At 64.4% G+C, this 23,095-nt stretch carries 19 protein-coding genes and 1 pseudogene; 11 read left to right on the forward strand and 9 right to left on the reverse strand.

Going from position 1 to position 23,095, the window contains the following annotated elements; all coding sequences use genetic code 11:
• Positions 1-49 precede the first annotated feature (49 nt).
• From IB263_RS10670 to IB263_RS10685, 4 genes are all read left to right on the forward strand, one after another.
• Positions 50-916, forward strand: coding sequence for an ABC transporter permease (locus IB263_RS10670; RefSeq protein ID WP_029742635.1), 867 nt, complete (start codon positions 50-52; stop codon positions 914-916).
• Positions 916-1,734 (forward strand): ABC transporter permease, encoded by an 819-nt coding sequence (locus IB263_RS10675; RefSeq protein WP_029742634.1) that lies wholly within the window; start codon positions 916-918, stop codon positions 1,732-1,734. The genes IB263_RS10670 and IB263_RS10675 overlap by 1 nt, the downstream gene beginning before the upstream one ends.
• Positions 1,735-1,738: 4 nt before the next feature.
• Positions 1,739-2,500 (forward strand): SDR family NAD(P)-dependent oxidoreductase, encoded by a 762-nt coding sequence (locus IB263_RS10680; protein WP_029742633.1) that lies wholly within the window; start codon positions 1,739-1,741, stop codon positions 2,498-2,500.
• A gap of 127 nt (positions 2,501-2,627) precedes the next feature.
• Complete coding sequence (locus tag IB263_RS10685) at positions 2,628-2,837, forward strand: hypothetical protein (protein ID WP_060582628.1); 210 nt, start codon at positions 2,628-2,630, stop codon at positions 2,835-2,837.
• Positions 2,838-2,858: 21 nt separating this feature from the next.
• Here the strand turns inward: IB263_RS10685 and IB263_RS10690 are convergent, their stop codons facing one another.
• Positions 2,859-3,665, reverse strand: a complete 807-nt coding sequence (locus tag IB263_RS10690) for a class I SAM-dependent methyltransferase (RefSeq protein WP_029742631.1) — start codon at positions 3,663-3,665, stop codon at positions 2,859-2,861.
• Between the two features lie 126 nt (positions 3,666-3,791).
• Positions 3,792-5,420 (reverse strand): winged helix-turn-helix domain-containing protein, encoded by a 1,629-nt coding sequence (locus IB263_RS10695; RefSeq protein WP_029742630.1) that lies wholly within the window; start codon positions 5,418-5,420, stop codon positions 3,792-3,794.
• Between the two features lie 71 nt (positions 5,421-5,491).
• Here IB263_RS10695 and IB263_RS10700 point away from each other — a divergent pair, with 71 nt between their 5' ends.
• The gene (locus IB263_RS10700; protein ID WP_029742629.1) at positions 5,492-5,935 is read left to right on the forward strand and encodes a cupin domain-containing protein; all 444 of its coding nucleotides are present in this window, start codon (positions 5,492-5,494) and stop codon (positions 5,933-5,935) included.
• A gap of 58 nt (positions 5,936-5,993) precedes the next feature.
• Here the strand turns inward: IB263_RS10700 and IB263_RS10705 are convergent, their stop codons facing one another.
• From IB263_RS10705 to IB263_RS10730, 6 genes are all read right to left on the reverse strand, one after another.
• A complete protein-coding gene (locus tag IB263_RS10705) occupies positions 5,994-7,652 on the reverse strand; it encodes a urocanate hydratase (RefSeq protein ID WP_029742628.1) in 1,659 nt (552 codons plus the stop codon).
• Between the two features lie 223 nt (positions 7,653-7,875).
• The gene (locus IB263_RS10710) at positions 7,876-8,205 is read right to left on the reverse strand and encodes a TfoX/Sxy family protein (protein ID WP_029742627.1); all 330 of its coding nucleotides are present in this window, start codon (positions 8,203-8,205) and stop codon (positions 7,876-7,878) included.
• A 13-nt stretch (positions 8,206-8,218) separates the two neighbouring features.
• Positions 8,219-9,316, reverse strand: coding sequence for a DUF917 domain-containing protein (locus IB263_RS10715; RefSeq protein WP_029742626.1), 1,098 nt, complete (start codon positions 9,314-9,316; stop codon positions 8,219-8,221).
• Between the two features lies 1 nt (position 9,317).
• Positions 9,318-10,598 (reverse strand): Zn-dependent hydrolase, encoded by a 1,281-nt coding sequence (locus IB263_RS10720; protein WP_029742625.1) that lies wholly within the window; start codon positions 10,596-10,598, stop codon positions 9,318-9,320.
• 65 nt (positions 10,599-10,663) lie between these two features.
• Positions 10,664-12,031 (reverse strand): dihydroorotase family protein, encoded by a 1,368-nt coding sequence (locus IB263_RS10725; protein WP_029742624.1) that lies wholly within the window; start codon positions 12,029-12,031, stop codon positions 10,664-10,666.
• Positions 12,032-12,049: 18 nt separating this feature from the next.
• Positions 12,050-13,588, reverse strand: a complete 1,539-nt coding sequence (locus IB263_RS10730) for an aromatic amino acid ammonia-lyase (RefSeq protein WP_029742623.1) — start codon at positions 13,586-13,588, stop codon at positions 12,050-12,052.
• Between the two features lie 215 nt (positions 13,589-13,803).
• Between IB263_RS10730 and IB263_RS10735 the strand changes: the two genes are divergently transcribed.
• On the forward strand, positions 13,804-15,021 hold the full coding sequence (locus IB263_RS10735; protein WP_029742621.1) for a LysR family transcriptional regulator: 1,218 nt from the start codon (positions 13,804-13,806) through the stop codon (positions 15,019-15,021).
• Between the two features lie 45 nt (positions 15,022-15,066).
• Here the strand turns inward: IB263_RS10735 and IB263_RS10740 are convergent.
• Positions 15,067-16,178, reverse strand: a pseudogene (locus IB263_RS10740) (GlxA family transcriptional regulator).
• On the opposite strand from IB263_RS10740, the gene IB263_RS10745 reads away from it, so the two are divergent.
• The 5 genes from IB263_RS10745 (at position 16,147) to IB263_RS10765 (ending at position 22,712) form a co-directional block, all read left to right on the forward strand.
• Positions 16,147-17,049 carry a 3-keto-5-aminohexanoate cleavage protein gene (locus IB263_RS10745; protein ID WP_029742619.1) on the forward strand — a complete coding sequence of 301 codons (903 nt, stop codon included), beginning with the start codon at positions 16,147-16,149 and terminating at the stop codon, positions 17,047-17,049. The pseudogene IB263_RS10740 and the gene IB263_RS10745 sit on opposite strands and share 32 nt — an antisense overlap.
• A gap of 16 nt (positions 17,050-17,065) precedes the next feature.
• Positions 17,066-18,559, forward strand: a complete 1,494-nt coding sequence (locus IB263_RS10750; RefSeq protein WP_029742618.1) for a carnitine 3-dehydrogenase — start codon at positions 17,066-17,068, stop codon at positions 18,557-18,559.
• Between the two features lie 139 nt (positions 18,560-18,698).
• Positions 18,699-19,859: an acyl-CoA dehydrogenase family protein gene (locus IB263_RS10755; protein ID WP_029742617.1), complete on the forward strand. Its 1,161-nt coding sequence runs from the start codon at positions 18,699-18,701 to the stop codon at positions 19,857-19,859.
• 7 nt (positions 19,860-19,866) lie between these two features.
• Positions 19,867-21,924 carry an acetate--CoA ligase family protein gene (locus IB263_RS10760; RefSeq protein ID WP_029742616.1) on the forward strand — a complete coding sequence of 686 codons (2,058 nt, stop codon included), beginning with the start codon at positions 19,867-19,869 and terminating at the stop codon, positions 21,922-21,924.
• Between the two features lie 5 nt (positions 21,925-21,929).
• A complete protein-coding gene (locus IB263_RS10765; protein WP_029742615.1) occupies positions 21,930-22,712 on the forward strand; it encodes a carnitinyl-CoA dehydratase in 783 nt (260 codons plus the stop codon).
• Positions 22,713-23,095: the final 383 nt, after the last annotated feature.

Here is a 23,095-nt window from a genome sequence, read left to right on the forward strand (position 1 = left end):
TCCCTCCCGCTCGCATCGAAGTGCTGATGAAACGCGAACGGAAGAATTTATGACCGCGGCAACGAACACGAAGAGAAACCTGGTGACGGCGGCGCTGGTGGCGCCGGCGGCGGCCTGGCTGATGATCTTCCTCGTGCTGCCCTTCATCGCCATGCTGGTCTTCGCCTTCGGCGAACGCGCACCGGAAGGCGGCTATCAGGCAGCCTTCACCTTTGCCCAATTCGCCAACCTGCCGACACGGGCGGCCGCCTTCTGGAACACGCTGATCCTCGCGCCGGTCGGCGCGCTCGCCTGCCTGCTGATCGCCTATCCGGTCGCCTATTATCTGGCGGTCAAGGCGAACCCGCGCTACCGGCTGATCCTCGTGTCGCTCGTCGTCGTGCCCTTCTGGACGAGCCTGCTCGTGCGCACCTATGCCTGGATGTACATTCTTGGCTCGCGCGGGATCCCCAATCTGCTCTCGATGATCGGCATCGAGGACGTGAGGATGTTGAACACGCCGGGCGCCGTGCTTCTCGGCATCGTCTACGGCTACCTGCCGCTGATGATCATGCCCATTTACGTGAGCCTCGAAAAACTCGATCGCCGCCTGCTCGAGGCCTCCGCCGACCTCGGCGGGAGGCCGGTGTCGACCTTCTTCGGTGTCACCCTGCCGCTCTCCTTGCCCGGTGTCATGACCGGAGTCGCGCTGGTGACGATCCTGCTGCTCGGCGAGTACCTGATCCCGCAGCTGCTCGGCGGCGGCAAAGTGTTCTTCATCGGCAATGCGCTAGTCGATCTCTTCCTTCAATCGCGAAACTGGCCGTTCGGCTCCGCGATCGCCGTCACGCTGGTTGCCGTCGTCGTCGTGATCCTGATGGTGGCAATGCGCATTGCCTTCCGCGTCGCCGGCACAAGACAGGTGGATCTCGTCTGATGCGCGCCTTCATCTCCTCCGTCTACCTCTTCCTCTACGCCCCGATCGCGCTCGTCGTCCTGTTCTCCTTCAATGCCGGGCGCAATGCGAGCGAGTTCACCGGGTTTTCGACCGCCTGGTACGGCAAGGCGCTTGGAAATACCTTCCTGGTTTCGGCGCTGCAGAACAGCCTGCTGATCGCCTTTACCAGCGCCACGCTCGCCGCAATCTTCGGCACCATGGCAGCCCTTGGCATGGAGCGGATGGCGCCGCGCAACCGGGCGATCTTCGATGCGCTGTTTGCAGCGGCCATCGTCGTTCCCGGCGTCGTCATCGGTATTGCGACGCTGGTCGCCCTCGTTGCCGTCTTCTCCTTCGTCAACCCGGCGCTGGCGACGATCTGGCCCGGCGACCAGCCGCCGCAGCTCGGCCTTGGCTACGGCTCGATCATCGCCGCTCACGGCCTGTTTTCCATGGCGCTGGTGACGATGATCGTTAAGGCCCGCATCGCGAGCCTCGGCCGCGATATCGTCGAGGCATCGAGCGACCTTTACGCGACGCCGCTCACCACCTTCCGGCTGATCGTGCTGCCGCAAATCCTGCCCTCGATCCTCGCGGGCTTTCTTCTGGCCTTCACCTTCTCCTTCGACGATTTCATCATCGCCTTCTTCGTCGCGGGCTCGAAGACCACGCTGCCGATCTACGTCTTCGCCTCGATCCGCCGCGGCGTGACGCCCGAGATCAACGCGATCGCGACGCTGGTGCTCGTCGCCTCGCTGCTTCTGATCCTGACCGCCCGCATCCTGATGCGGGAAAAGAAAACGAAATCCGGGGAGTGAAACCATGATCCTGAAAGACCGGGTCGCGATCGTGACCGGAGCGGGCTCCGGGATCGGTCAGGCGGGTGCGGCCATCATGGCGCGCGAAGGCGCCCATGTCGTCGTCATCGACCGCAGCCTTTCGGCCGCGGCAACCGCCGTCGAGGCAATCGCCGCCAAAGGCGGCAGCGCCGAGGCGCTCGCCATCGACGTGACGGATGACGCGGCCCTTTCTGACGGCATCGCCGATATCCTCTATCGCCACGGCCGCATCGACATTCTGCACAACCACGCCGGCGCCCAGGTCGCGGGGGACCTGGAAGAGGTCGAGGTCGCCGGCTTCGATCGCTCCTGGAACCTCAATGTCCGCGCCCATTTCATGGCAGCGCGGCTGGTCATGCCGTCGATGCGCGCCGCCGGCCGCGGCGTCATCCTCAACACCTCCTCATCCTCGGGCGTGCTCTACGACCGCGAGATGATCGCCTACACGACCACCAAACACGCCGTCATCGCCATGACCAAACAGATGGCCGGCGACTACGCCCGCCACGGCATTCGCGTCAACGCGCTCTGCCCCGGCTGGGTCGACACCCCCTTCAACGAACCGTTCATCGCGCAAATGGGCGGCCGCGGCGCAATCGAATCCTATATCCGCGAAAAGGTTCCGCTCGGCCGCTGGGCCAGCGTCGAGGAGATCGCCGAGTCGATCCTCTTCCTCGTTTCCGACCGCTCCTCCTACATGACCGGCCAGATCCTCGTTGTGGATGGCGGCGAGACGGTGGTGTGATGAACAGAGAGTGCGGTAACATCCCGTCATGGTGAAGTGCCGCGGCGGAAAATCCGACACTGAAGACGTGAGCGCCGGAAGGCCCACGCCGTGAGGCGGTCCCAATGCTCGCAATCACGAGGAAGCTATGATGGCAAGGCATGAGCCGGTTCAAGAATGGGCGCAGATGTGCCGCGTGTTGCATCACTTCGGCGTCATGAAGGATTACAGCGCAGCGGAATGCTACCGCATCGCCAAGGAACTGAAAAAGCTGGTCGCTGAAGGCAAGGTGGTGAAGATCAGTCGCGGGCGCTATCGCTTCCTGCCACCAGTCGACGACAGAAATGGTGAGGAATGACGGCGGCAAGTGAGGAGCCCGCTACGCCCCAGGAACAATCCCCCGGCAGGCCCAGGCAACCGCCGCAAAGGACCGCGGCCCATCGGGCTGGCCAGCCTGGTAGGCGGCCCTGACCGCCGCATCGATCTTCGCCCGCTGACCAGAATCCAGCGCACCGATGTATTTGCCGAGCGGTCCTTCGCCCGCCGCGATCGGCTGCCAGAAATCCTCGAACGACTGATAGTCCATGCGGATCATCAGTGACGTCTGCTCGACCCTTTCAAGACCGTGCGCCGCAAAGTTCTGCATCATTTCCCCGGGCCGCATCATCGGCTGGAAGCAGTAGCGGCTGCGCACCTGATCGGCTTTTTCATCGAGCATCGCCGCCACATCGAGCACCATGCGCATGCCCGGCATGCCGCCGTAATGATCCCAGACGACCGCGGAAACCACGCCGCCCGGCCGGGTCACCCGGCGCATCTCGGCGACCGCCTTTCCCGATTCCGGCACGAAATGCAGCACCAGCAGCGCCATCGCCCGGTCGAAGGATGCATCGGCAAAGGGCAGCGCGCAGGCGTCGGCCTGCTGGACTTTGATCCGCGGATCTGAACTCGCCCGGATCGTCGCTTCGACGAAAACAGGCGAAAAGTCGATTGCAACGATCTCGCTGACATCGGCCGCGCGCGGTAAGGCAAAGGTAAGGCTACCCGTGCCGCAACCGACATCCAGCACCCGCTCACCGTCGGCAACACCCGCAAAGTCGATGAACGGCGGCGCAAGCTGCCGGCTCCACCGGCCCATCAACTGTTCGTAGCCGGCAGCACTCTGCACATTGAAGCTCGATGTCATGATCGCCTCCGGGCAGTGAGGCGTGCATTGTAACGTGCGGCAGGCGCGACACCAAGAGACCGGCTCACCGCTCGACCGCCGTCAGCAGCAACGGTGGGAGTAACGGTCGTCAGATCGCCTGCAAAGTCAGGAACGTTGAGGCGTCTGAAGCGGGTTGCTCGGGATTTGCTGCAACAATTCCGCCAATCGTTCCTGCCAATGTGGGTTGCGCTGTCTTAGCGGCTCTAGAGCATCGCCTGACGCGTTCTCCATTTCGCTCATCAACGCGCGCGATGATCGAGCCTCTGCAAGACGCCCAGTAGCCGCATAACAGCAGGCCAGCGTTTCTTGGACCGGCCGCCATGCAGGGCGCACTTTTTGGGCCTTCACGGCAGCAGCGAGCGCGTTCGTTCCGTCGCCTGCAAACAGGTGGGCGAGCGCCAGAAAATTCAGCCAGACGAAGTTCTGCGGGTCATTGGCGTTCAACATGAGACCGTGTTCCAGTGACGCTATGGCACCGGACACGTTCCCCCTGAACAGCTCCGCCATCCCCAGGACAAGGTGGCCAAGGGCGAAACTCGGGCTGATCTCGATCGCCCTTTCGGCGGCAAGGACCGCCTGCTCGGGCGCATTCGCGTACGCGCTGCAGATCGCCAGCGCATAGTGTGTGTACGGGTTCTTTTCGTCGAGCCGAACGGCTGCCAAGGCGGCGTCCAAACCCTCTCTGATGTCATCGGAAGGAAGCTCGCTCCATCCATAGGCGACGATGCCTGCGCTCACGCGACCAAGCCAGAGATGCGCTTCGGCAAGCTCGGGATCAAGCCGACACGCCTCCCTGAATAGCTCTCGCGCCATCAAGTGGGTCTGCTGGCCAACCTGGTGAAAGTACCAGGTCCCCTGCCGCACGATCTCCCACGCCGACAAATTTCCCGTGTGCCGCGCCGGCGAGGGGAATGATGCCGTCTTCAACAGTTCTGGTTCAATCGCACCTGCAACTCTCTCTGCGATGGCGTCTTGAACTGCGAATGCCTCTTCCATTTCCAGGTCATACCGTTCGGCCCAGACCTGGCTGGCCGAGGTGGTCTCGACCAGTTGCGTGGAGACCCGAAGACGGCCGCCGGAGCGGCGCACGCTTCCTTCGAGCACGTAATCGACATCCAGGTCTCGGCCCACCTGCTTGGCGCTCACCGACTTGTGCTTGTAGACGAAACTTGAATTGCGCCCGATGACCCGAAACCACCGAAATCTCGTAAGCGCGGTGATCACATCTTCGGTGATGCCATCGACCAGATACGACTGTTGCTTGTCACTGCTCAGATTTGCAAACGGTAGGACCACGATCGATGGTCTGCCCGGGTTCGCGGGCGAACCTGGCAATTCCGGCGACGCATCAGCGGCAGCCGGATGCAGGCTATTCACCCGGGCGGCAAAACGATAGCCCGCACGCGGCACGGTGGCGATCCATTCGTTCCCCTCCGGTTGAGGGCCCAGCATCTTGCGCAAGGCAGCGATCTGAACCGAGAGATTGCTCTCCTCGACGACAGCCGCGGGCCAGGCTGCCTCCATCAGCGCGGACTTGCTCACGACCTGCATCGACGCTCGCACCAGCGCGTGCAGCAGCAACAAGCCCTTATGGCCAATTGCGACCCGCCGCCCTTCACGCGTCAGTGCGCCGCGCTCCATGTCGAGGATGAATGTCCCGAACGCGAAAAGTTGCGGCTCGACACTATCGGCCACGACGTCTTCGGAAGAATTCGGAACTTTTCGCCCTCCCATTCAGGACTCCAGCCGGTCTTCTTGCGATCCTTTGCGCAGGTCGACCAGACTATCACAGAGGAGACCGAAAAATGACGATTTCAGAAGAACGAACCGACGCGCGTCCCGGCTTCTCGCGGGGCAAGGCCCTCGTATCCAAAGGGGACGCAGGTTACCGGGCTGAACAGGGGCCCGATTACCTGCCCGGCGTTAGTGCAGAGTCGGTTGGCTCCACCGCACTGTGGCTCGGTATCGCTACGATACCGCCTGGAAAGCGTACCAAGGCGCATGTGCATGAGCGCCACGAAACTGCCTTCTACATGTTGAGCGGCGAAGAGCTGGAACTATGGAGTGGCGATGAACTCCAGCACCGGGATGTGATGCACCCAGGAGACTATCTGTACATCCCCGCCAACGTGTTGCACGTGGCCGTTAATCGAGCTGCCCAACCAGCCGTATTTATCGGGGCGCGCAACGAGCCAACCGCGCAGGAGAGCGTTGTTCTTTATCCTGAAATGGATTCCAGAGTGCCGTGACAGGTGCAAAACTGCTTATGGCAAAGCCGCCGCCAGGTCCTTACACCTTCACAGGTCCTTACACCTTCACATGCCCGATGCCCTTGGCGGCGATCTCCTCAAGGCTCTCGTCATAGCCGGCATCCGCATAGCGGATGACGCCAAGCGAGGTGTCGTTGGTGAGGGCATAGTCGAGGCGCTCGTCGGCCTCGACCGTGCCGTCGGCAACAACGGTCACGCCGCAGCTCGTCATGTAGCCGGCATAACCGCCACCACCGGAATGGACGACCACGAGATCGGCCATGGAGGAGCAGAGCAGCATGGCGTCGAGTAGCGGCCAGTCGGCGATCGCGTCCGAGCCGTCCTTCATCCGCTCGGTCATGATGTTCGGATGCGCCATGGCGCCGGCATCGAGATGGTCGCGGGAAAACGCGATCGGGCCTTTGAGTTCGCCAGATGCCACCAGTTCGTTGACGCGCCGCGCCAGCGCCGTGCGTTCGCCGTGGCCGAGCCAGGCGATGCGGGCCGGCAGGCCCTCGAAGGGAATATGCTGGCGCGCCAGCCTGATCCAGTTGGTGACGATGCGGTTGTGCGGAAACATGTCGAGCAGCAGATCGTCGATCCGGGCGATGTCGCTCTCCTCGCCGGAAAGCGCCATCCAGCGGAAGGGGCCGATGGCGCGGGCAAAGAGCGGACGCAGATAGGCCTCGGTGAAGATCGGGATGTCGAAGGCATTGGCAACGCCGCCCTCGCGCGCCTGGGTGCGGATGAGGTTGCCGTTGTCGAAGACTTCCGCGCCCTTCTGCTGGAAGTCGAGCATCGCCTTGACGTGCTCGACGATCGAGGCGCGGCTCGCCGCCATCAATTGCCCCTGGCCGTCGTCGCGCAGCGATTTCACCTGGTCGAGGCTCATGCCCTTCGGCACATAGCCGTAGACGAGATCATGCGCTGACGTCTGGTCGGTGACGACGTCGGGCACGATGCCACGCCGGGCGATCTCCGGATAGATCTCAGCCGCATTGCCGACGAGGCCGACGGAGAGCGCCCGCTTGTCCTTCACTGCCGCGTCGATCATCGAGAGCGCCGTATCGAGATCGGGCGCGATCTCCTGCAGATAGCCGATCTCCCGGCGCTTCTTCGCCCGCTCCGCGTCGATATCGACACAGAGGATCGCCGCCCCCGCCATCCGGCCGGCAAGCGGCTGGGCGCCGCCCATGCCGCCAAGCCCCGCCGTCAGCACGAAACGCCCGGAGAGATCGCCGCCGAAACGGCGTTCGGCGATGCGCATGAAGATCTCGTAGGTGCCCTGGATCACGCCCTGGCTGCCGATATATTGCCAGGCGCCGGCCGTCAGCCCGCCCCAGCAGATCAACCCTTTTCGCTGCAAATCATAGAACACCTCGGCCTTCGCCCATTGGCCGACAATGTTGCAATTGGCCATGATGACGAGCGGCGCCTTGGCGTGGGTCTTCAAGAGCCCCACCGGCTTGCCGGACTGGATGACGAGCGTCTGGTCCTCGTCCATTTCGATGAGCGTCTTGACGATAGCCCGGTGCGCCGGCCAGTTGCGCGCCGCCTTGCCAAGTGCTGCATAGACGACCAGATTGTCAGGATCCTCGCCGACCGAAAGCACGTTTTCCAGGAGCCGCAGCAGCGCTTCCTGCCGCCAGCCCTTGGCGCGCAGCTCCGGTCCACCGGGGATGGGAAAACCAGGATGACGGGGATTGGCCTTGGGCATCGTCTCGTTCCTCTTTGTCTTGTCGGCGGGGTGGTTGCCCCACGCATTCATGGCGACGGGAGGTCGCTGCCTCTCGTTTATGGCGGGGGCAGATCCCTGCTCCCTTGCATTCGTGGCACGCGCAAGTCGCCGCCTCTCATGCTTGTGGCGACGGGTGGTGACGGCCCGACACGCACTGGCGAGAGCGGCCAATGAGGCTCGCCGCCGAGGCAGCGAACCTCATTCACTTCGGCGGCAGCGTCTCGACGAACGCGATCGCCCCATCCAGCAACCGCCGGCGCAGCGCATCATCGCCATAGGCATCCGCCCCTGCGCGCACCCAGCCATGCATCGCCCGTCCGTTCATCACCATCAGCTCGATATCGGGCAGATCAAGCGCCCAGCCGTCATTGCCCTTGCCGAGGCGCACGAGCAGAGAGCCCTCGCGCGCGCCAAGAAGCAGGTTGCCTTGAAGCAGATAGGCCCAGCCGCCGAACATGGCCTTTTCCGAAAGCCCGGCGCGGTCACCGAGCTCTTCGCGGATTAGTTCCTCTAGCCCTGCATCGCGCGCCATCACCCTGCTCCCGTCAGCTACGGCCGGAAAGCGCGTAGCGGGCAAGCTCGATGCCCATTGCCTTCTCGACCGACGGATAGACAGTCGGGTCGAGCACGCTGGAGGACAGCGGGATCACCGTCTTCGGCACATGCAGCACGAAGATCCTCATGCCCACCTGCAGCTGGCCGACACTCAAAGGCTCGCCCTCCCGCGACAGCGTGGTGATGACGTCGGGGAAGGTCGCAAGCCGCGTGCCTTCCGCAGAGTCAACCGCCATATACTCGTTCATCACGTGCAATACCGTTGAGTCAGCGCCCTTCCCCAGCGTCACCGTGCCGATGTCGAAGGCTTCCTTGGTATAGACGACCGATTTGTCGGTGATCGTGCCCTCGGCGAGGATCGCGCCATTGGTCGTCTTGACGATCGCGTCGATCACTGCGCTGCCGCCCTTGGCTTCCGCCGCGATGATCGCCTCGCCGAGCGCCAGCGCCAGCGAGATGCCGCCCAGCGCCGCATTGGCTTTCACATAGGATGCCCTGACCGGATTGCGGCAGGAGGCAATGAAGCCGCCGGACATGTCGGAGGCGGTGCGCAAGACCGGCGAGACCTTGGCCGTGGCGCCGCGCACGACCAGCTCGATATAGCGGTTCTCGTCGCGATTGCCGCCGACCGCCGTCTGGATCATCGGCTCGGGCGAACCGGCAAGGCCGATCGAGCCCATGTCACCGGTCGGATGCGCGCGGATGTCGCCGACCGCGTCCACCACCTTGGTGCCGAGGATCGCCGACGGCAGCCAGCCGTTCAGCGTCGAGGACTTGCCGTTCTGGCCGATGATGAGCCCCGAGAGCTTCTCGCCGAGCGCCTCCTGCAACAGCTCCACGGCCTTGACGTAATCGACCCCACGCATCTCCCAGGGCGTGGTCGAGGCCGGTGCACCGATCGCGGCGGCCGTAGCCACCCAGTCCTGTGCCTCGAGTTCGTCGATCGAGACGAGCTCGGGTTTGCCGATCGAGACCGCTGCATAGCCGAGCATACGACCATGATCCGCCCAGCCGCCGCCCCCGGCGGCATAGACGGAACCGCCCTTGACCGCTGCCTCGACATCCTTTTCCTTCAGTATCCGGCCCATCTCACACCTTCTCCTGCAATTTCTTGTCGAGTCGCTTCACCGCATCGAAGAGAACGGCCGCGCCGAGCGCGATATCGTCGTTTTCGGCCCATTCCTCCGGCGCATGCGAGCGCCCGCCGAGGCAGGGAATGAAGATCATCGCCGAACGGGTGATGCGTCCCATCCAGGCGGTGTCGTGACCGGCGCCGGAGGCCATGCGCCGATGCTTGGCGCCGATCGCATCGCAGCTTTCTTCGAGCGTTGAAAGCAGGAGCGGATCGCCCGGCGTCGGGTGGTTGTCCGAGATCACATTGGCGGGCGGGATCGTCACGGCCGACGCCTCGGCGACACCCTGGCAAAGGGAGCCGAGCGTTGCCAGGAACCGCTCCATTTGCGGCCGCAGCTCGGCACGCGCATCGATCAGCAGCCGGACGCGAGACGGCACCACATTGGCTGCATTCGGCTCGATCGAGAATTCACCGACCGTCGCGGTGAAATGCCCGTCGCCGTGAGAAAATTCCGTCGCCAGCCGCTCGATCTCCAGCACCAGATGCGAGGCGGCAACCAGCGCATCGCGCCGGTGCCCCATCGGAGTCGTACCGGCATGGTCCGCCTGGCCCTCGACGATGATCTCGATGCGGGTGATGCCCGAGATGGCGGTAACCACCCCGACATCGAGCCGCCCAGTCTCCAGTATGGGCCCCTGTTCAATGTGCAGTTCGAGGAAGGCCTTGATGTCGGAGCGTTTCGAGCCGGAAAGCCTGGAGGGGTCACCGCCCACCTCGACGATACCCTGCCTGAGGCTCAGATCCCCTTGCGTGCGGCTGAGCCACCCATCGGGCAGCACGCCCGCCATGCCGCGGCTGCCGACGCAGGAAACGCCGAAGATCGACACTTCCTCGGCCAGGAAATCAACGATCTCCAGATCGTGGTCGAGGTCGATGCCGTTGTCGGAAAGCGCGCGCGCCACTTCGAGCGCCGCCGCCACGCCGGCGATGCCATCGAAGCGGCCGCCATCCGGCACCGTGTCGGAATGGGAGCCGAGCAGGATGGTGCCGAGCGCCGACTTTTTCCCCTTGCGCCGGCCGATCAGGTTGCCGGCGGCGTCGATGCGGGTTTCAAGCCCGGCCGCGCGAAAACGCCGGTCGAGAAAGGCCCGGCCCTCGAGGAACAGCGGCGTGAAGGCGCGGCGTGTGTAGGGCCGGTCCGGCTCGGTGATACCTGCCAGGCCGTTGATGATGCCGGCAATGCGGCTGGCATTGACGGGCAGATTGGCCGGAACTTTGTGGGCGGTCTTGCTCATCACATTTCCTAAATCTCGATGCGGGATGCGGGCGGAAAACCGCACGCACTTTTCCGCATCCCGCTTTACAGAGCCAAAGTGGCGAGCGGCCGGACAAACTGTCCCGCGCCTGGCTCGGCCAAAACCTGGCGACCATCGAAGGCAAGCCTGCCCCGCAGATAGGTCGCTGAAACGCGCCAGGGCAGTCGAATGCCATTATAGGGCGACCAGCCGACGACGTTGTGACCGCTCTCGGCCGCATCATAGACATAGGGCTCCGGCGTCATGACGATGATGTCGGCATCCTTTCCAGGTTCCAGCGCACCCTTCTGATGATCAAGACGGAAATGCCTGGCCGGGTTCAGCGTCATCAGCTCGGCTGCGCGCGTCAAGGGAATGCCGCGCTCCAGCGCGCCCTTGACGAAGAGCGGCACCATGACTTCGAGCCCCGGCACGCCGGATGCGTTCGCCAGCATGTCCGGATTGGTCTTGCGATCCTCAGACCAGCTGACGTGATCGGTCGAGACCATCGTCACCGTGCCGTCGGCCACGTGCCGCCAGAGCTTTTCCACCTCGGCGCGCGGCCGGATCGGCGGGTTGATCTTGGCCTTGCCGCCGAGACGGCGAACATCGTTTTCTTCGTCGAGCGTCAGGTAGTGGATGCAGCACTCGATCGTCGCTTTGTAGCCCTGGGCGCGATAGGCGGCGGCAATCTCATAGCCGCGCCCGAGCGAGCAGTGCACCACATGCGCCGGGCAGCCGGTGGCGGCACCCGTCTCGTAGATCTGGTTGGTGGCGAGCAGTTCCGTCAGCGGCGGGCGCGACAGCCCATGGGCGCGGTAGTCGGTGATGCCAGCCGCCTTGACCTTGTCGATCGCGGCACGCACCGCCTCGTCATCCTCGTTGTGGACGCCGGCTGAAAGCCCGGTCGGCGCGATCGCCCGGAAGCAGTCTTCGAGAAGGGCTGCCGGAATGCGGGGAAAGCGCTTTGGATCGGTGCCGAAGGTCGAGAACTTGAAGGCGGCGACACCCGCCTCCACCATCTCGCCGATGCGCGCCGGTCCCTCCTCCGGGTCCACGGTGCCATAGAGCGCGAAGTCGACGCGCGCCTGCGGTCCCGCATGGTCGATCTTGCGGCGAAGGGCTTCGGCAGAGCAGACGAGATTGCCCTCGTCATAGGGCATGTCGACAATGGTGGTCACACCTCCGGCCGCCGCCGAACGGGTCGACCAGATGAAATCTTCCTGGTTCTTCTGCGACAGCGAATGCACCTGCGCGTCGACGGCTCCGGGCAGGATCAGCGCGTTGCCGAGATCATGCCGCTCCCGCGCGGCCGGTGCAGCCCCTTGCCCGACATGCACCACCTTGCCGTCGCGCACCGCCACGTGGCCGCCCTCGACGATCCTTTCGGGGAGAACAACGGTGCCTTTCAGAACGAGATCGAAATCGGACATGCTGCTCTCCCAATCGGATTATTTGTCGAGCGCGAAGAAGTCATCGAATTCCGGCATCGGCGCCAGAGCGACGAAGGAGCGCAACAGGTCGTGGCAGGTGAACGCATCCTGCAGCGCCTCGATCTCCTTCGAGAGCGGCCGGTCTTTGAGATACATGGGGCTGACCGAACGGGTCTGGTCATAGGCGCGCTTGACGATCCCCTGCGGCTGGTCGCCGACGAGATCGATCGCCTGGGCCGAAAGCATCGCCTCGATCGCGGCGAGCTGGCGCAGATCGCGCACCTGGGTTTCCATGCGCTCGACGATCAGCGGCAGGAAGGTCGCCTCTTCTTCGAGACCGCCGGCAACCACGATCGACTGCGCCGAAAGCGGCACGGCGAGCGACTGCACGCGCATATAGAGTTCGACCGCAAGCTTCATCAGCGGCCCGAGCCCGGTCGCGACTTCCCCCGGCGCCACCAGATTGACCGAGAGATTGCGGCGTCCGCCGTTCGACAGCAGGATACAGCGGTTCAAAACGTTGCGCGCCGCATGGGAAAAGGCGATCTGCGCCGCCTCGATATAGAGCGTCGTCGTCAGCGGCAGCGATGCGCCGGAGGAATGGACCTGGCCGCCGATGACAACAGGGTTGTCGTCGGAGAGATAGGTCTGCTCCACCAGCCGGCCGGCGGCGACCAGCAGCGTATCGACGACCGCGCCGAAGACCTGGGCGGTCATGCGCAGGCTCAAGGGATCGTGGATCGCCGTCGGTAACGGCCAGTCGGAAATGCCGGACTGGCCATAGAGCCAGGAGCCGACCAGCGCCTCGCCGCGGGTCGAGAGCGTCGCGGCCACCCGCCACGGGTCGGCGGAGGCACCAAGCGCCTGAGACGACATGACGCCGGTGACGAGCAACACGCGGATCGCGGCCGCCGCCTCGCGCAGCACGTTTACGGCCGCTGAAAAGGAAATGGCGTTGACGCTGAGAGCCGCCAGTGCATCGCGCGGCTGCATGACGAACGGCTTGAGACCCGCCTCGGCAAGCGCCGTATCGGCCGAAACGAGGCGCCCCTGGTAATAGGCCTCGCCGACACCGGTCAGCACCGAGGCGATCTGGCCCATCAGCCCGATATCGGCGCAGCCCATGGAGCCGTGGCGGCGCACCGCCGGAATGATGTCGTGCTCGCTGAGTGCCAGAAACGCCCGGATCAAGTCCGGGCTGCAGCCGGTGTGGCCCCGCATCGCGGTGTTCACGCGGATGGCGATCGCCATGCGTACGATTGCCGGCGCAAAGAATTCGCCGGTGCCGAAATGGTGGGCTCTGACCAGCGCATTGTTGAATTCGGCGAGATCGTCGGCGGTCCAGAGCCGGTCCTTCATCGAGCCGACGCCGGTGTTGGAGCCGTAGACGGGAAGCCCCATCGCGACACGTTCGGCAACCACCTTGTGGGCGGCGGCCACCCGTTCCATGCCGCCGTCGTCGGCCACCGGTCGCGCCCTTCCCGCCCCGATATCCTCGAGCGTCGCGAAGTCCAGCGGTTTCCCGCAGAGAACGGTGGTTTTGACCTGATACAGCATGCCGATAAATATCCTTCCGCGCCGAGCGCGCTTCGGTCTCGAAACGGTGCGCGGATGCTCTGATGTCTCGCACCCGACGCTCGAAAACGCCGGGGTGCTTCATGCATGCTATGCGCTTATCGCGCATCCATGCTATATCCCAAATCCGGAACGGGTGATGCATATTTCAGAACGCACCTGGTGAAGGTGCCACGTCCGGGGTCATTGGAATGGATATGGCGACGATCGCTTTGGTCGATGCGGTGCTTCGCGAAGGTGGCGTTCGCCGCGCCGCAACTCTCTGCGGCCGGGCGCCGTCGAGCGTGAGCGCCGCGGTCAAGCGCTTCGAGCAGGCGATCTCCATGCCGCTTTTCCGTCGGGAAGAAACAGCGCTGGTGGTGACGCTCGAAGCGCGCGCGCGCGCCGTCGACGTCGAAGAGGCAACCGGCAAGATCACCGCCATCCTGGAAGGCGTCGGACGGGAGACGACCGCCCCCGTGCCGCCGATCGGCCTCGTCGCGCTCGACCGCTTCGTGCGCATCGCCCGCTCCGGCAGCATCCGTGCCACGGCAAAGGCGCTCGGCCTCGGCCAGCCGCAACTGACGCGGCAGATGGCGGATCTCGAACGCCATCTCGGCACCAGGCTGTTCGAACGCTCCCATGGCGGGGTCCTCTGTACGCCAACCGCGGAGCGGATCATTCCGCTCGGCGAGGCCCTGCTCGATATCTGGGCGCGGCTGACGCACGCCTCTGCCGACCGCTTTCGCCGCGACGTCGCCACCTGGCGGCTCGGCGCCGTCATGCCGCTTGGTCCGGAAAGCGAGATCGCCCGCATGCTGGCGGCCCTGACGGCGAACTGGCACCGCGCCCGCCCGCGCCAACCACTATTCATTTCCAGCACCACGGCCGACGAACTGCTCGTCGGCCTTCGCAGCCGACGGTTCGATGCCGCGCTGCTCGATGTCGCCGAGATCCCGGCCGACTGCGACGGCCGGCTGGTGTCGCAGACGCCGCTGGTGCTGGCGGGGCCAGCCTCCGCCCTTTCGGAACTGGGCGGCAACCTGCCCCGGCTGCTCGCCGCCTGCCCGATCGCGGTGCCGAGCGTCCGGAGCGGCCTTCGCCGCGAGGCCGCGCGCTTCCTCGACGACACGCTTGATGAAGCCGAACGGCGGCGCATCACCCTCGTCGAGGTCGATTCCATCCCCGTCATCATCAACCTCGTTCGCCAGCACGGCTATCTCTCGGTGCTGCCGCAATCCTCGCTCGCCCGCGTGCATCGCCCGCCAGCCATGATCCGGCTCGGCCCCGCCTATCGGCAGTCGCTGACACTCGTCTGGCCGCGCGGCGCCTTCGCCGCCGAGATCGGCGAGTTGATGATTTCGATGATGAAGATGAGCACCGAGACGAGATCGCCGGCGGAATCAGTTCCTGATCATCGGCCGCCAAACGCCTGAAACGACTCTGAAATTCCCGCTTGAATCGATACTTGAAGCGCGCGCTCAGCTCTTCAGCTTCAGCCGCCTGCGCGTTTCGCTCGGGCTTTCGCGGTAGTGCGCCCTGTAGCTGCGCGAGAAGGAAGACGACGAGTTGAAGCCGGAGATCGCGGCAATGTCGGCAAATTCCATCCGCGTCTCGATCACCTTGCGCCGCGCCGCATTGAGACGAAGCGCCAGGTAGTGCTCGTGCGGCGCAACGCCCATCGTGTCGCGAAAGAGATCTTGCAGATGCCGGGTGCTGACGCCGATGCGGCGGGCGAGCCTGGCGAGCGTCAAGGGCGCTTCCACCGTTTCCTCCATCAGCTTGACGGCGGCACCGACGCGTGGATCGAGGATGCGCATGTTGCCGATCGTCGGCATCTGCAGGAGATCGCCCCGGGTGCGCTCCTGCTCGTAGATGAAGAGGCGGGAGACTTCGAGTGCCAGCGAATAGCCATGCGCCCGGCGGATCAGCTCCAGCATCAGGTCGAGCGTCGGCAGCGAGCCACCGGTCGTGATGCGCTTGCCGTCGATGACGAAGCGCTCGCGCACCATCGTCACCTGCGGGTAGGCGGCGGTGAAATCCTCGAAATCCTCCCAGTGGGTCGTCGCCTTGAAATTGTCGAGCAGGCTGGTCTCGGCAAGCAGCCAGGAGCCGGATTCGATGCCGGCCATCAGCTCGCGGTGCCGCGCGGTCTGCGAGAGCAGCATCTTTAGCTGCGAAGTGGCGCTGCGCTGCCAGTTGTAGCTCGAGAGGATGAAAAGCGGCGACGTCTCGCGCTGCGGCCGGAAGATACCGGAGACCGGAATGGGGATGCCGCTCTTCGTTTCGATCGGCGCACCGTCGGGGCTGTAGATCGTCCAGTCGTAGAGCGGGCGGCCAGCAATGCGGTTGGCGGCACGCATCGGCTCGATGACCGAGGCAACGAGGATCAGATTGGTCTCCGGCAGCACCAGGACATCGACGTGCTGCACCTGCGAAACGTTCTGATCCATGCCCAAACTTCTCCACTCTGTCGCCGATAATGTATAGAATGAAGCCGATAATGAAAAGCAACGCGGTCTTTCTTGGCTCGTAATGGGCGCAATAAAAGGGAGACAGCAATGCCGCTCAGCATGAACCGCGAGGTATTCATCACCTGTGCCGTCACCGGCTCGGGAGACACCGTTTCAAAGTCCAGCCACGTGCCGATCACGCCGAAACAAATCGCCGAAGCGGCGGTCGAGGCGGCCAAGGCCGGCGCTGCCGTGGTCCACTGCCACGTCCGCGATCCGGAGACCGGCGCGCCGGCCCGCAGGCTCGATCTCTACAGGGAAGTGACTGACCGTATCCGCTCTGCCGATGTCGACATGGTGCTGAACCTGACCGCCGGCATGGGCGGGGACCTGATCTTCGGCAACGTCGAAAGCCCGCTCCCGCTTAGCGAGAAAGGCACCGACATGGCCGGTGCCACCGAGCGCGTCGCCCACGTGGCCGAATGTCTGCCGGAAATCTGCACGCTCGACTGTGGCACCATGAACTTTTCGCTCGGCGACTACGTCATGACCAACACGCCGTCGATGCTGCGCGAAATGGCCCGCCAGATGACCGCCCTTGGCGTGCGTCCGGAGATCGAAGCCTTCGACACCGGCCACCTCTGGTTTGCCAAGCAGCTGGTCGAGGAAGGCCTGATCGAGGATCCGGTGCTGATCCAGCTCTGCATGGGCATTCCGTGGGGCGCGCCCGACGACCTCAACACCTTCATGGCCATGGTCAACAACGTGCCCGCCAACTGGACCTTCTCGGCCTTCTCCATCGGCCGCAACGCGCTCGCTTATCCGGCCGCAGCCATCCTTGCAGGCGGCAACGTCCGCGTCGGCCTCGAAGACAACCTCTATATCGGCAAGGGCCAGCTCGCGACCAACGGCCAGCTCGTCGAAAAGGCGGTCGGCGTCATCGAGGGCATGGGCGCCAAGATCATCGGACCGAAAGAGGTCCGCGAGAAACTGAAGCTGACGAAGCGCTGAGCAAGGACTGGACACCATGAGCTTTATCACCAAAGCAGCCTGTGTCGGCGGCGGCGTCATCGGCGGCGCCTGGGTGGCGCGCTTTGCGCTTGCCGGCATCGACGTCAAAATCTTCGACCCGCATCCGGAAGCCGAGCGCATCATCGGCGAAGTCATGGCCAATGCCGAGCGCGCCTATGCCATGCTCACCATGGCGCCGTTGCCGCCGAAGGGAAAACTCACCTTCTGCAAGAGCATCGAGGAAGCGGTCGAAGGTGCTGACTGGATTCAGGAAAGCGTGCCGGAGCGGCTGGAACTGAAGCGCGGCGTGATCACCAAGATCGATGCCGCCGCAAGGCCCGATGCGCTGATCGGGTCCTCCACCTCAGGCCTTTTGCCCTCCGACCTGCAGTCCGAGATGCACCACCCCGAGCGCATGTTCGTGGCGCATCCCTACAACCCCGTCTACCTCTTGCCGCTCGTCGAGCTCGTCGGCGGCAAGAAGACGTCGAAGGCGACGATCGAGCGCGCCATGCAGGGCGTCGAGCAGATCGGCATGAAGGGCGTCGTCATCGCCAAGGAGATCGAGGCCTTCGTCGGCGACCGCCTGCTCGAGGCGCTCTGGCGCGAGGCGCTCTGGCTGATCCAGGACGACATCTGCGATACCGAAACGCTCGACAACGTCATGCGTTATTCCTTCGGCATGCGCTGGGCGCAAATGGGCCTGTTCGAGACCTACCGCATCGCCGGCGGCGAGGCCGGCATGCGCCACTTCCTCGCCCAGTTCGGCCCCTGCCTGAAATGGCCCTGGACGAAGTTCACCGACGTCGTCGACCTCGACGATGCGTTGGTCGAAAAGATCGGCGCCCAGTCGGACGCGCAGGCCGCCGGTCGCTCGATCCGCGAGCTCGAACGCATCCGCGACGAAAACCTCGTCGGCATCATGCATGCGCTGAAATCCGGTAACGGCGGCGAAGGCTGGGGTGCGGGCAAGCTGCTTGCCGATTTCGAGGCCAAGCTCTGGGCCAACGCCCGGAAGCCGGAAGCCGACCTCGGCGACGTCAAGCCGCTGCGCATCCTCGACACCAAGGTCAGCGCCGCCTGGGTCGATTACAACGGCCACATGACCGAGCACCGTTATCTCCAGGTCTTCGGCGACACCTCCGACGGCGTGCTGCGCCTGATCGGCGTCGACCTCGACTATGTCCGCGACGGTCACAGCTACTACACGGTCGAGACCCATATCCGAAACCTTGGCGAAGCCAAGCTCGGCGAGGCGCTCTACTCGACCTGCCAGGTCCTGTCGTCGGACGAAAAGCGTCTTCACATCTTTTCGACGATCTACAACGCCGCAACCAACGAGGCCGTCGCCACCGCCGAACAGATGATGCTGCATGTCGACAGCAAGGCCGGCAAGGCGGTCGCGGCACCCGAAGCGGTGCTGAGCAAGCTCCGCGCGATCACTGAAGCCCATGCGCAACTGCCGACGCCCGTTGGTGCCGGACGCTTCGTCGGCCAGAAGCGCGCCTGACCGCAACAGCGGCAGGCCAGCAACAACAGGCAGCTTCGCCTTCCGGCGGAGCCGCAAACCGCAGCCGAAGGACGCTTGAGGAGGCGGCCATCGTTTGCGGCACCGACGTCAGCGGCGCGAAAACGAGGGGAACAACACAATGAATTTCGCACTGACCGAAGAACAGCAGATGATCGTCGATACGGTCAGGAGCTTCGTCGAAACGGAAATCTATCCGCATGAGGACGAGGTCGAGCGCACCGGCGTAGTGCCGCGCGAACTCGGTCAGGAGATCGCCCGCAAATGCAAGGAGATCGGCTTCTTCGGCTGTAATTTCCCGGAGGAAGTCGGCGGCGCCGGTCTCGATCACACCTCCTTCACCCTGGTCGAGCGCGAGCTTGGCCGCGGCTCCATGGGCCTGACCGTCTTCTTCGGTCGCCCCTCTGGCATCCTGATGGCCTGCAACGCCGAGCAGCGCGAAAAGTACCTGCTGCCGGCCGTCAAAGGTGACAAGTTCGATGCGCTTGCGATGACCGAGCCGGACGCCGGCTCGGACGTGCGCGGCATGAAGTGCTTTGCCCGCAAGGACGGCGACGACTGGATCGTCAACGGCACGAAGCATTTCATCAGCCACGCCGACATCGCCGATTTCGTCATCGTCTTCATCGCGACCGGCGAAGAGGATACGCCGCGCGGCCCGAAGAAGAAGATCACCTGCTTTCTCGTCGATCGCGGCACGCCCGGCTTCGAGATCCGCAAGGGCTACAATTCCGTGTCGCACCGCGGCTACAACAACTGTGTCCTGACCTTCGACGATTGCCGCCTGCCCTCTGCCCAGATCCTCGGCGAGGTGCACAAGGGTTTCGACGTCGCCAACGACTGGCTGTTCGCCACCCGCCTGACGGTGGCGGCGACTTCGGTCGGCCGTGCCCGTCGCGCCTTCGACTATGCGCTGAATTACGCCGCCGAACGCAAGCAGTTCGGCAAGCCGATCGGTGCCAACCAGGGCGTCTCCTTCAAGCTCGCCGACATGATCACCGAGATCGACGCCGCCGACCTCCTGACCCTTTCGGCCGCCTGGCGGCTCGATAACGGCCTGCCCTCGAACCGCGAGATTGCGTCCGCCAAGGTTTTTGCCACCGAGATGCTCGCCCGCGTCACCGACGAGGCGATCCAGATCTTCGGCGGCATGGGCCTGATGGACGACCTGCCGCTCGCCCGCTTCTGGCGCGACGCTCGCGTCGAACGCATCTGGGACGGCACGTCTGAAATCCAGCGCCACATCATCAGCCGCGACCTGCTGCGGCCGCTGGGAGCGTGATCGGCCGATGATACGCTCCCTCGACCGCCTCATCCGCCCGCGCACCATCGCCGTCTTCGGCGGCAAGGAAGCCCGGCGTGTCATCGAGCAATGCGACAAGATGGGCTTTACCGGTGAGATCTGGCCGGTGCACCCGCGCGAAGCCGAAATCCTCGGCCGCAAGTGCTATCGCTCGGTGGCAGAACTGCCAGGCGCACCGGATGCCTCCTTCGTCGGCGTCAACCGGCAGCTGACGATCGATATCATCCGCGATCTTGCGAGCCGCGGCGCCGGCGGCGCCGTCTGCTACGCCTCCGGCTTTCGCGAGGCGGCAAGCGAGCTTGACGACGGCAACGACATGCAGGAGGCGCTGGTGGCGGCTGCCGGCGACATGCCGATCGTCGGGCCGAATTGCTACGGCTTCATCAACATGCTCGATGGCGCCCTGCTCTGGCCGGACCAGCACGGCATGCAACGCGTCGAAAAGGGCGTCGCGATCCTGACGCAGTCCTCCAACATCGCCTGCAACATTTCGATGCAGACGCGCGGCCTGCCGCTTGCCTATGTGATGACCGCCGGCAACCAGGCGCAGACGGGTCTGTCCGACATCGCCTGCGCCGTGCTCGAAGACCCGCGCGTCACCGCCGTCGGCCTGCATATCGAGGGTTTCGACAGCGTTGCTGCCCTCGAGCGGCTGGCGACGCGCGCGCGCGAACTCGGCAAACCGGTCGTGACGCTGAAGGTCGGCAAGTCGGAAGCGGCCCAGCTTGCGACGGTGTCGCACACCGCATCGCTTGCCGGCAACGACCGCGTCTCCTCGGCGCTTCTTGCCCGCCTCGGCATCGGCCGCGTCGACACGTTGCCGGCGCTCTTGGAAACGCTGAAGCTGCTGCATGTGGCAGGCCCACTTGAGAGCAACGACATCTCCTCGATGAGCTGCTCCGGCGGCGAGGCCTCGCTGATGGCAGATGCCGGCGAGCGCTACCGGGTCAATTACCGGCCCTTGCGCGACGAACAGAAGAAGCCGCTGAAGGATGCGCTCGGCGAGATGGTGACGATCGCCAACCCGCTCGACTACCACACCTTCGTCTGGGGCAACCGCAAGAAGCAGACCACCGCCTTTACCGCCATGATGAAGGGCGGCTACGCGATCAATCTGCTCGTGCTCGACTTCCCGCGCCTTGACCGCTGCGATCCCGCCGACTGGGAAACCACCTGCCATGCGGTGATCGACGCGGCCCGGGCAACGGGTGCCCGCGCCGGCATCGTCGCCAGCCTTGGCGAAAACATGCCGGAAGCCACCGCCCTCTTCCTGATGAAGGCGGGCGTCGTACCCTTCTTCGGCATCGAGGAGGCACTGGCAGCCATCGAGACGGCCGCCGACATCGGAGCCGCCTGGGCCAAACCCGCCCCGCCCCGCCTGCACGATGGCGGTGTCGCCGCTGCCGGTGAAGCCATCACGCTCAGCGAACACGAGGCCAAGGTGGAGCTTGCTGCCGCCGGCCTGACCGTGCCGAAGGGCAAGACCGCAGCAACCGCCGAAGAAGCTGCAGACGCTGCCGAAGCGCTCGGTTTCCCGGTCGTGCTGAAAGGCCTCGGCGTCGCCCACAAGACCGAAGCGGGTGCCGTGAAGCTCAACCTTGCGAGCCGCGCGGACGTCCTTTCGGCGGCCAAGGCCATGGCCGCCGTCACCTCCAGGTACCTTGTCGAGAAGATGGTGGCGAAACCGGTCGCCGAGCTCATCATCGGCGCTATGCGCGACCCCGTCGCCGGCCCGGTTTTGACGATCGGTGCCGGCGGCATCCTCGTGGAACTGCTCGATGATTCCGCCATCCTGACGCTGCCGACGACGCCGGAAGCGATCAGGGAAGCAATCGGCGGGCTGAAGATCTGCAAGCTGCTCGACGGCTATCGCGGCGCGCCTGCCGCCGATTACGCCGCTTTAACCGCGGCTGTCGCGGCAGCGGCATCCTATGTCGTTGCAAACGCTTCGAAACTCGAAGAACTGGATATCAATCCATTGATGGTGTTGCCGAACGGTCAGGGTGCCGTTGCCGCCGACGCTCTCATTCGCCGGAGGAACTGACCCTCATGACCGGACCTATCCTCACACGCCGCGAAGGCGGTATTCTGGAAGTCACGATCGACCGGCCGAAGGCGAACGCCATCGACCTGAAAACCAGCCGGGTCATGGGCGAGATCTTCCGCGACTTCCGCGACGACGACAGCTTACGTGTCGCGATCATCACCGGCGCCGGTGAAAAATTCTTCTGTCCGGGATGGGACCTGAAGGCTGCTGCCGACGGTGACGCGGTCGATGGTGACTATGGCGTCGGCGGCTTCGGCGGCATGCAGGAACTGCGCGATCTCAACAAGCCGATCATCGCCGCGATCAACGGCATCTGCTGCGGCGGTGGCCTCGAGATCGCGCTTTCGACCGACCTGATCCTTGCCGCCGAACACGCGACCTTCGCGTTGCCCGAAATCCGCTCCGGCACCGTTGCCGATGCTGCCTCGATCAAGCTGCCGAAGCGCATCCCCTATCACATCGCCATGGACATGCTTCTGACCGGCCGCTGGCTCGACGTGCAGGAAGCCCACCGCTGGGGCTTCGTCAACGAGATCCTGCCGGCGGGCAAACTGATGGAGCGCGCCTGGGAGCTCGCCCGCCTGCTCGAAAGCGGCCCGCCGCTGGTCTATGCGGCGATCAAGGAAGTGGTCCGCGCCGCCGAGGGCGAAGCCTTCCAGACGACCATGAACAAGATCACCCAGCGGCAGTTCAAAACCGTCGATATTCTCTATTCGAGCGAAGACCAGCTGGAGGGTGCGCGCGCCTTCGCGGAGAAGCGCGACCCCGTGTGGAAGGGTCGCTGAGACCGAACGAGAGCGCGTGCGGTTTCCGCCCGCAACCCGCTTCGAACAGCACCGCCAACCCTTGGCGGCGTAGGCAACAGAGCCGGATGACCGGCACCGGAACGTGACGAGACGCGCGGGCAACATCGCGTGCCATTAAACACGTGTCCATAAGCCAGGCTTATGGAAATAAATTGTAATTTAGGGCGTTACAACAAGAGTTCCAGCGATTACGCTTATCGATCTGAACGAAGGACGCCCGGCCAGAAGGAAGGAGAGATAAGAACCCGGAAGAAAACAAGCGGCCCTCCGGCCCAGTCCGAAGCCATCGATACAATGGCTGTACGCAGCAATCTCTACCAACCACAACGAACGGCGAATGCCGACGAGAAAAGGGAACAGGG

It is taken from the genome of Ensifer sp. ENS03 (genome assembly GCF_014852035.1).
GTDB lineage: Bacteria > Pseudomonadota > Alphaproteobacteria > Rhizobiales > Rhizobiaceae > Ensifer > Ensifer adhaerens.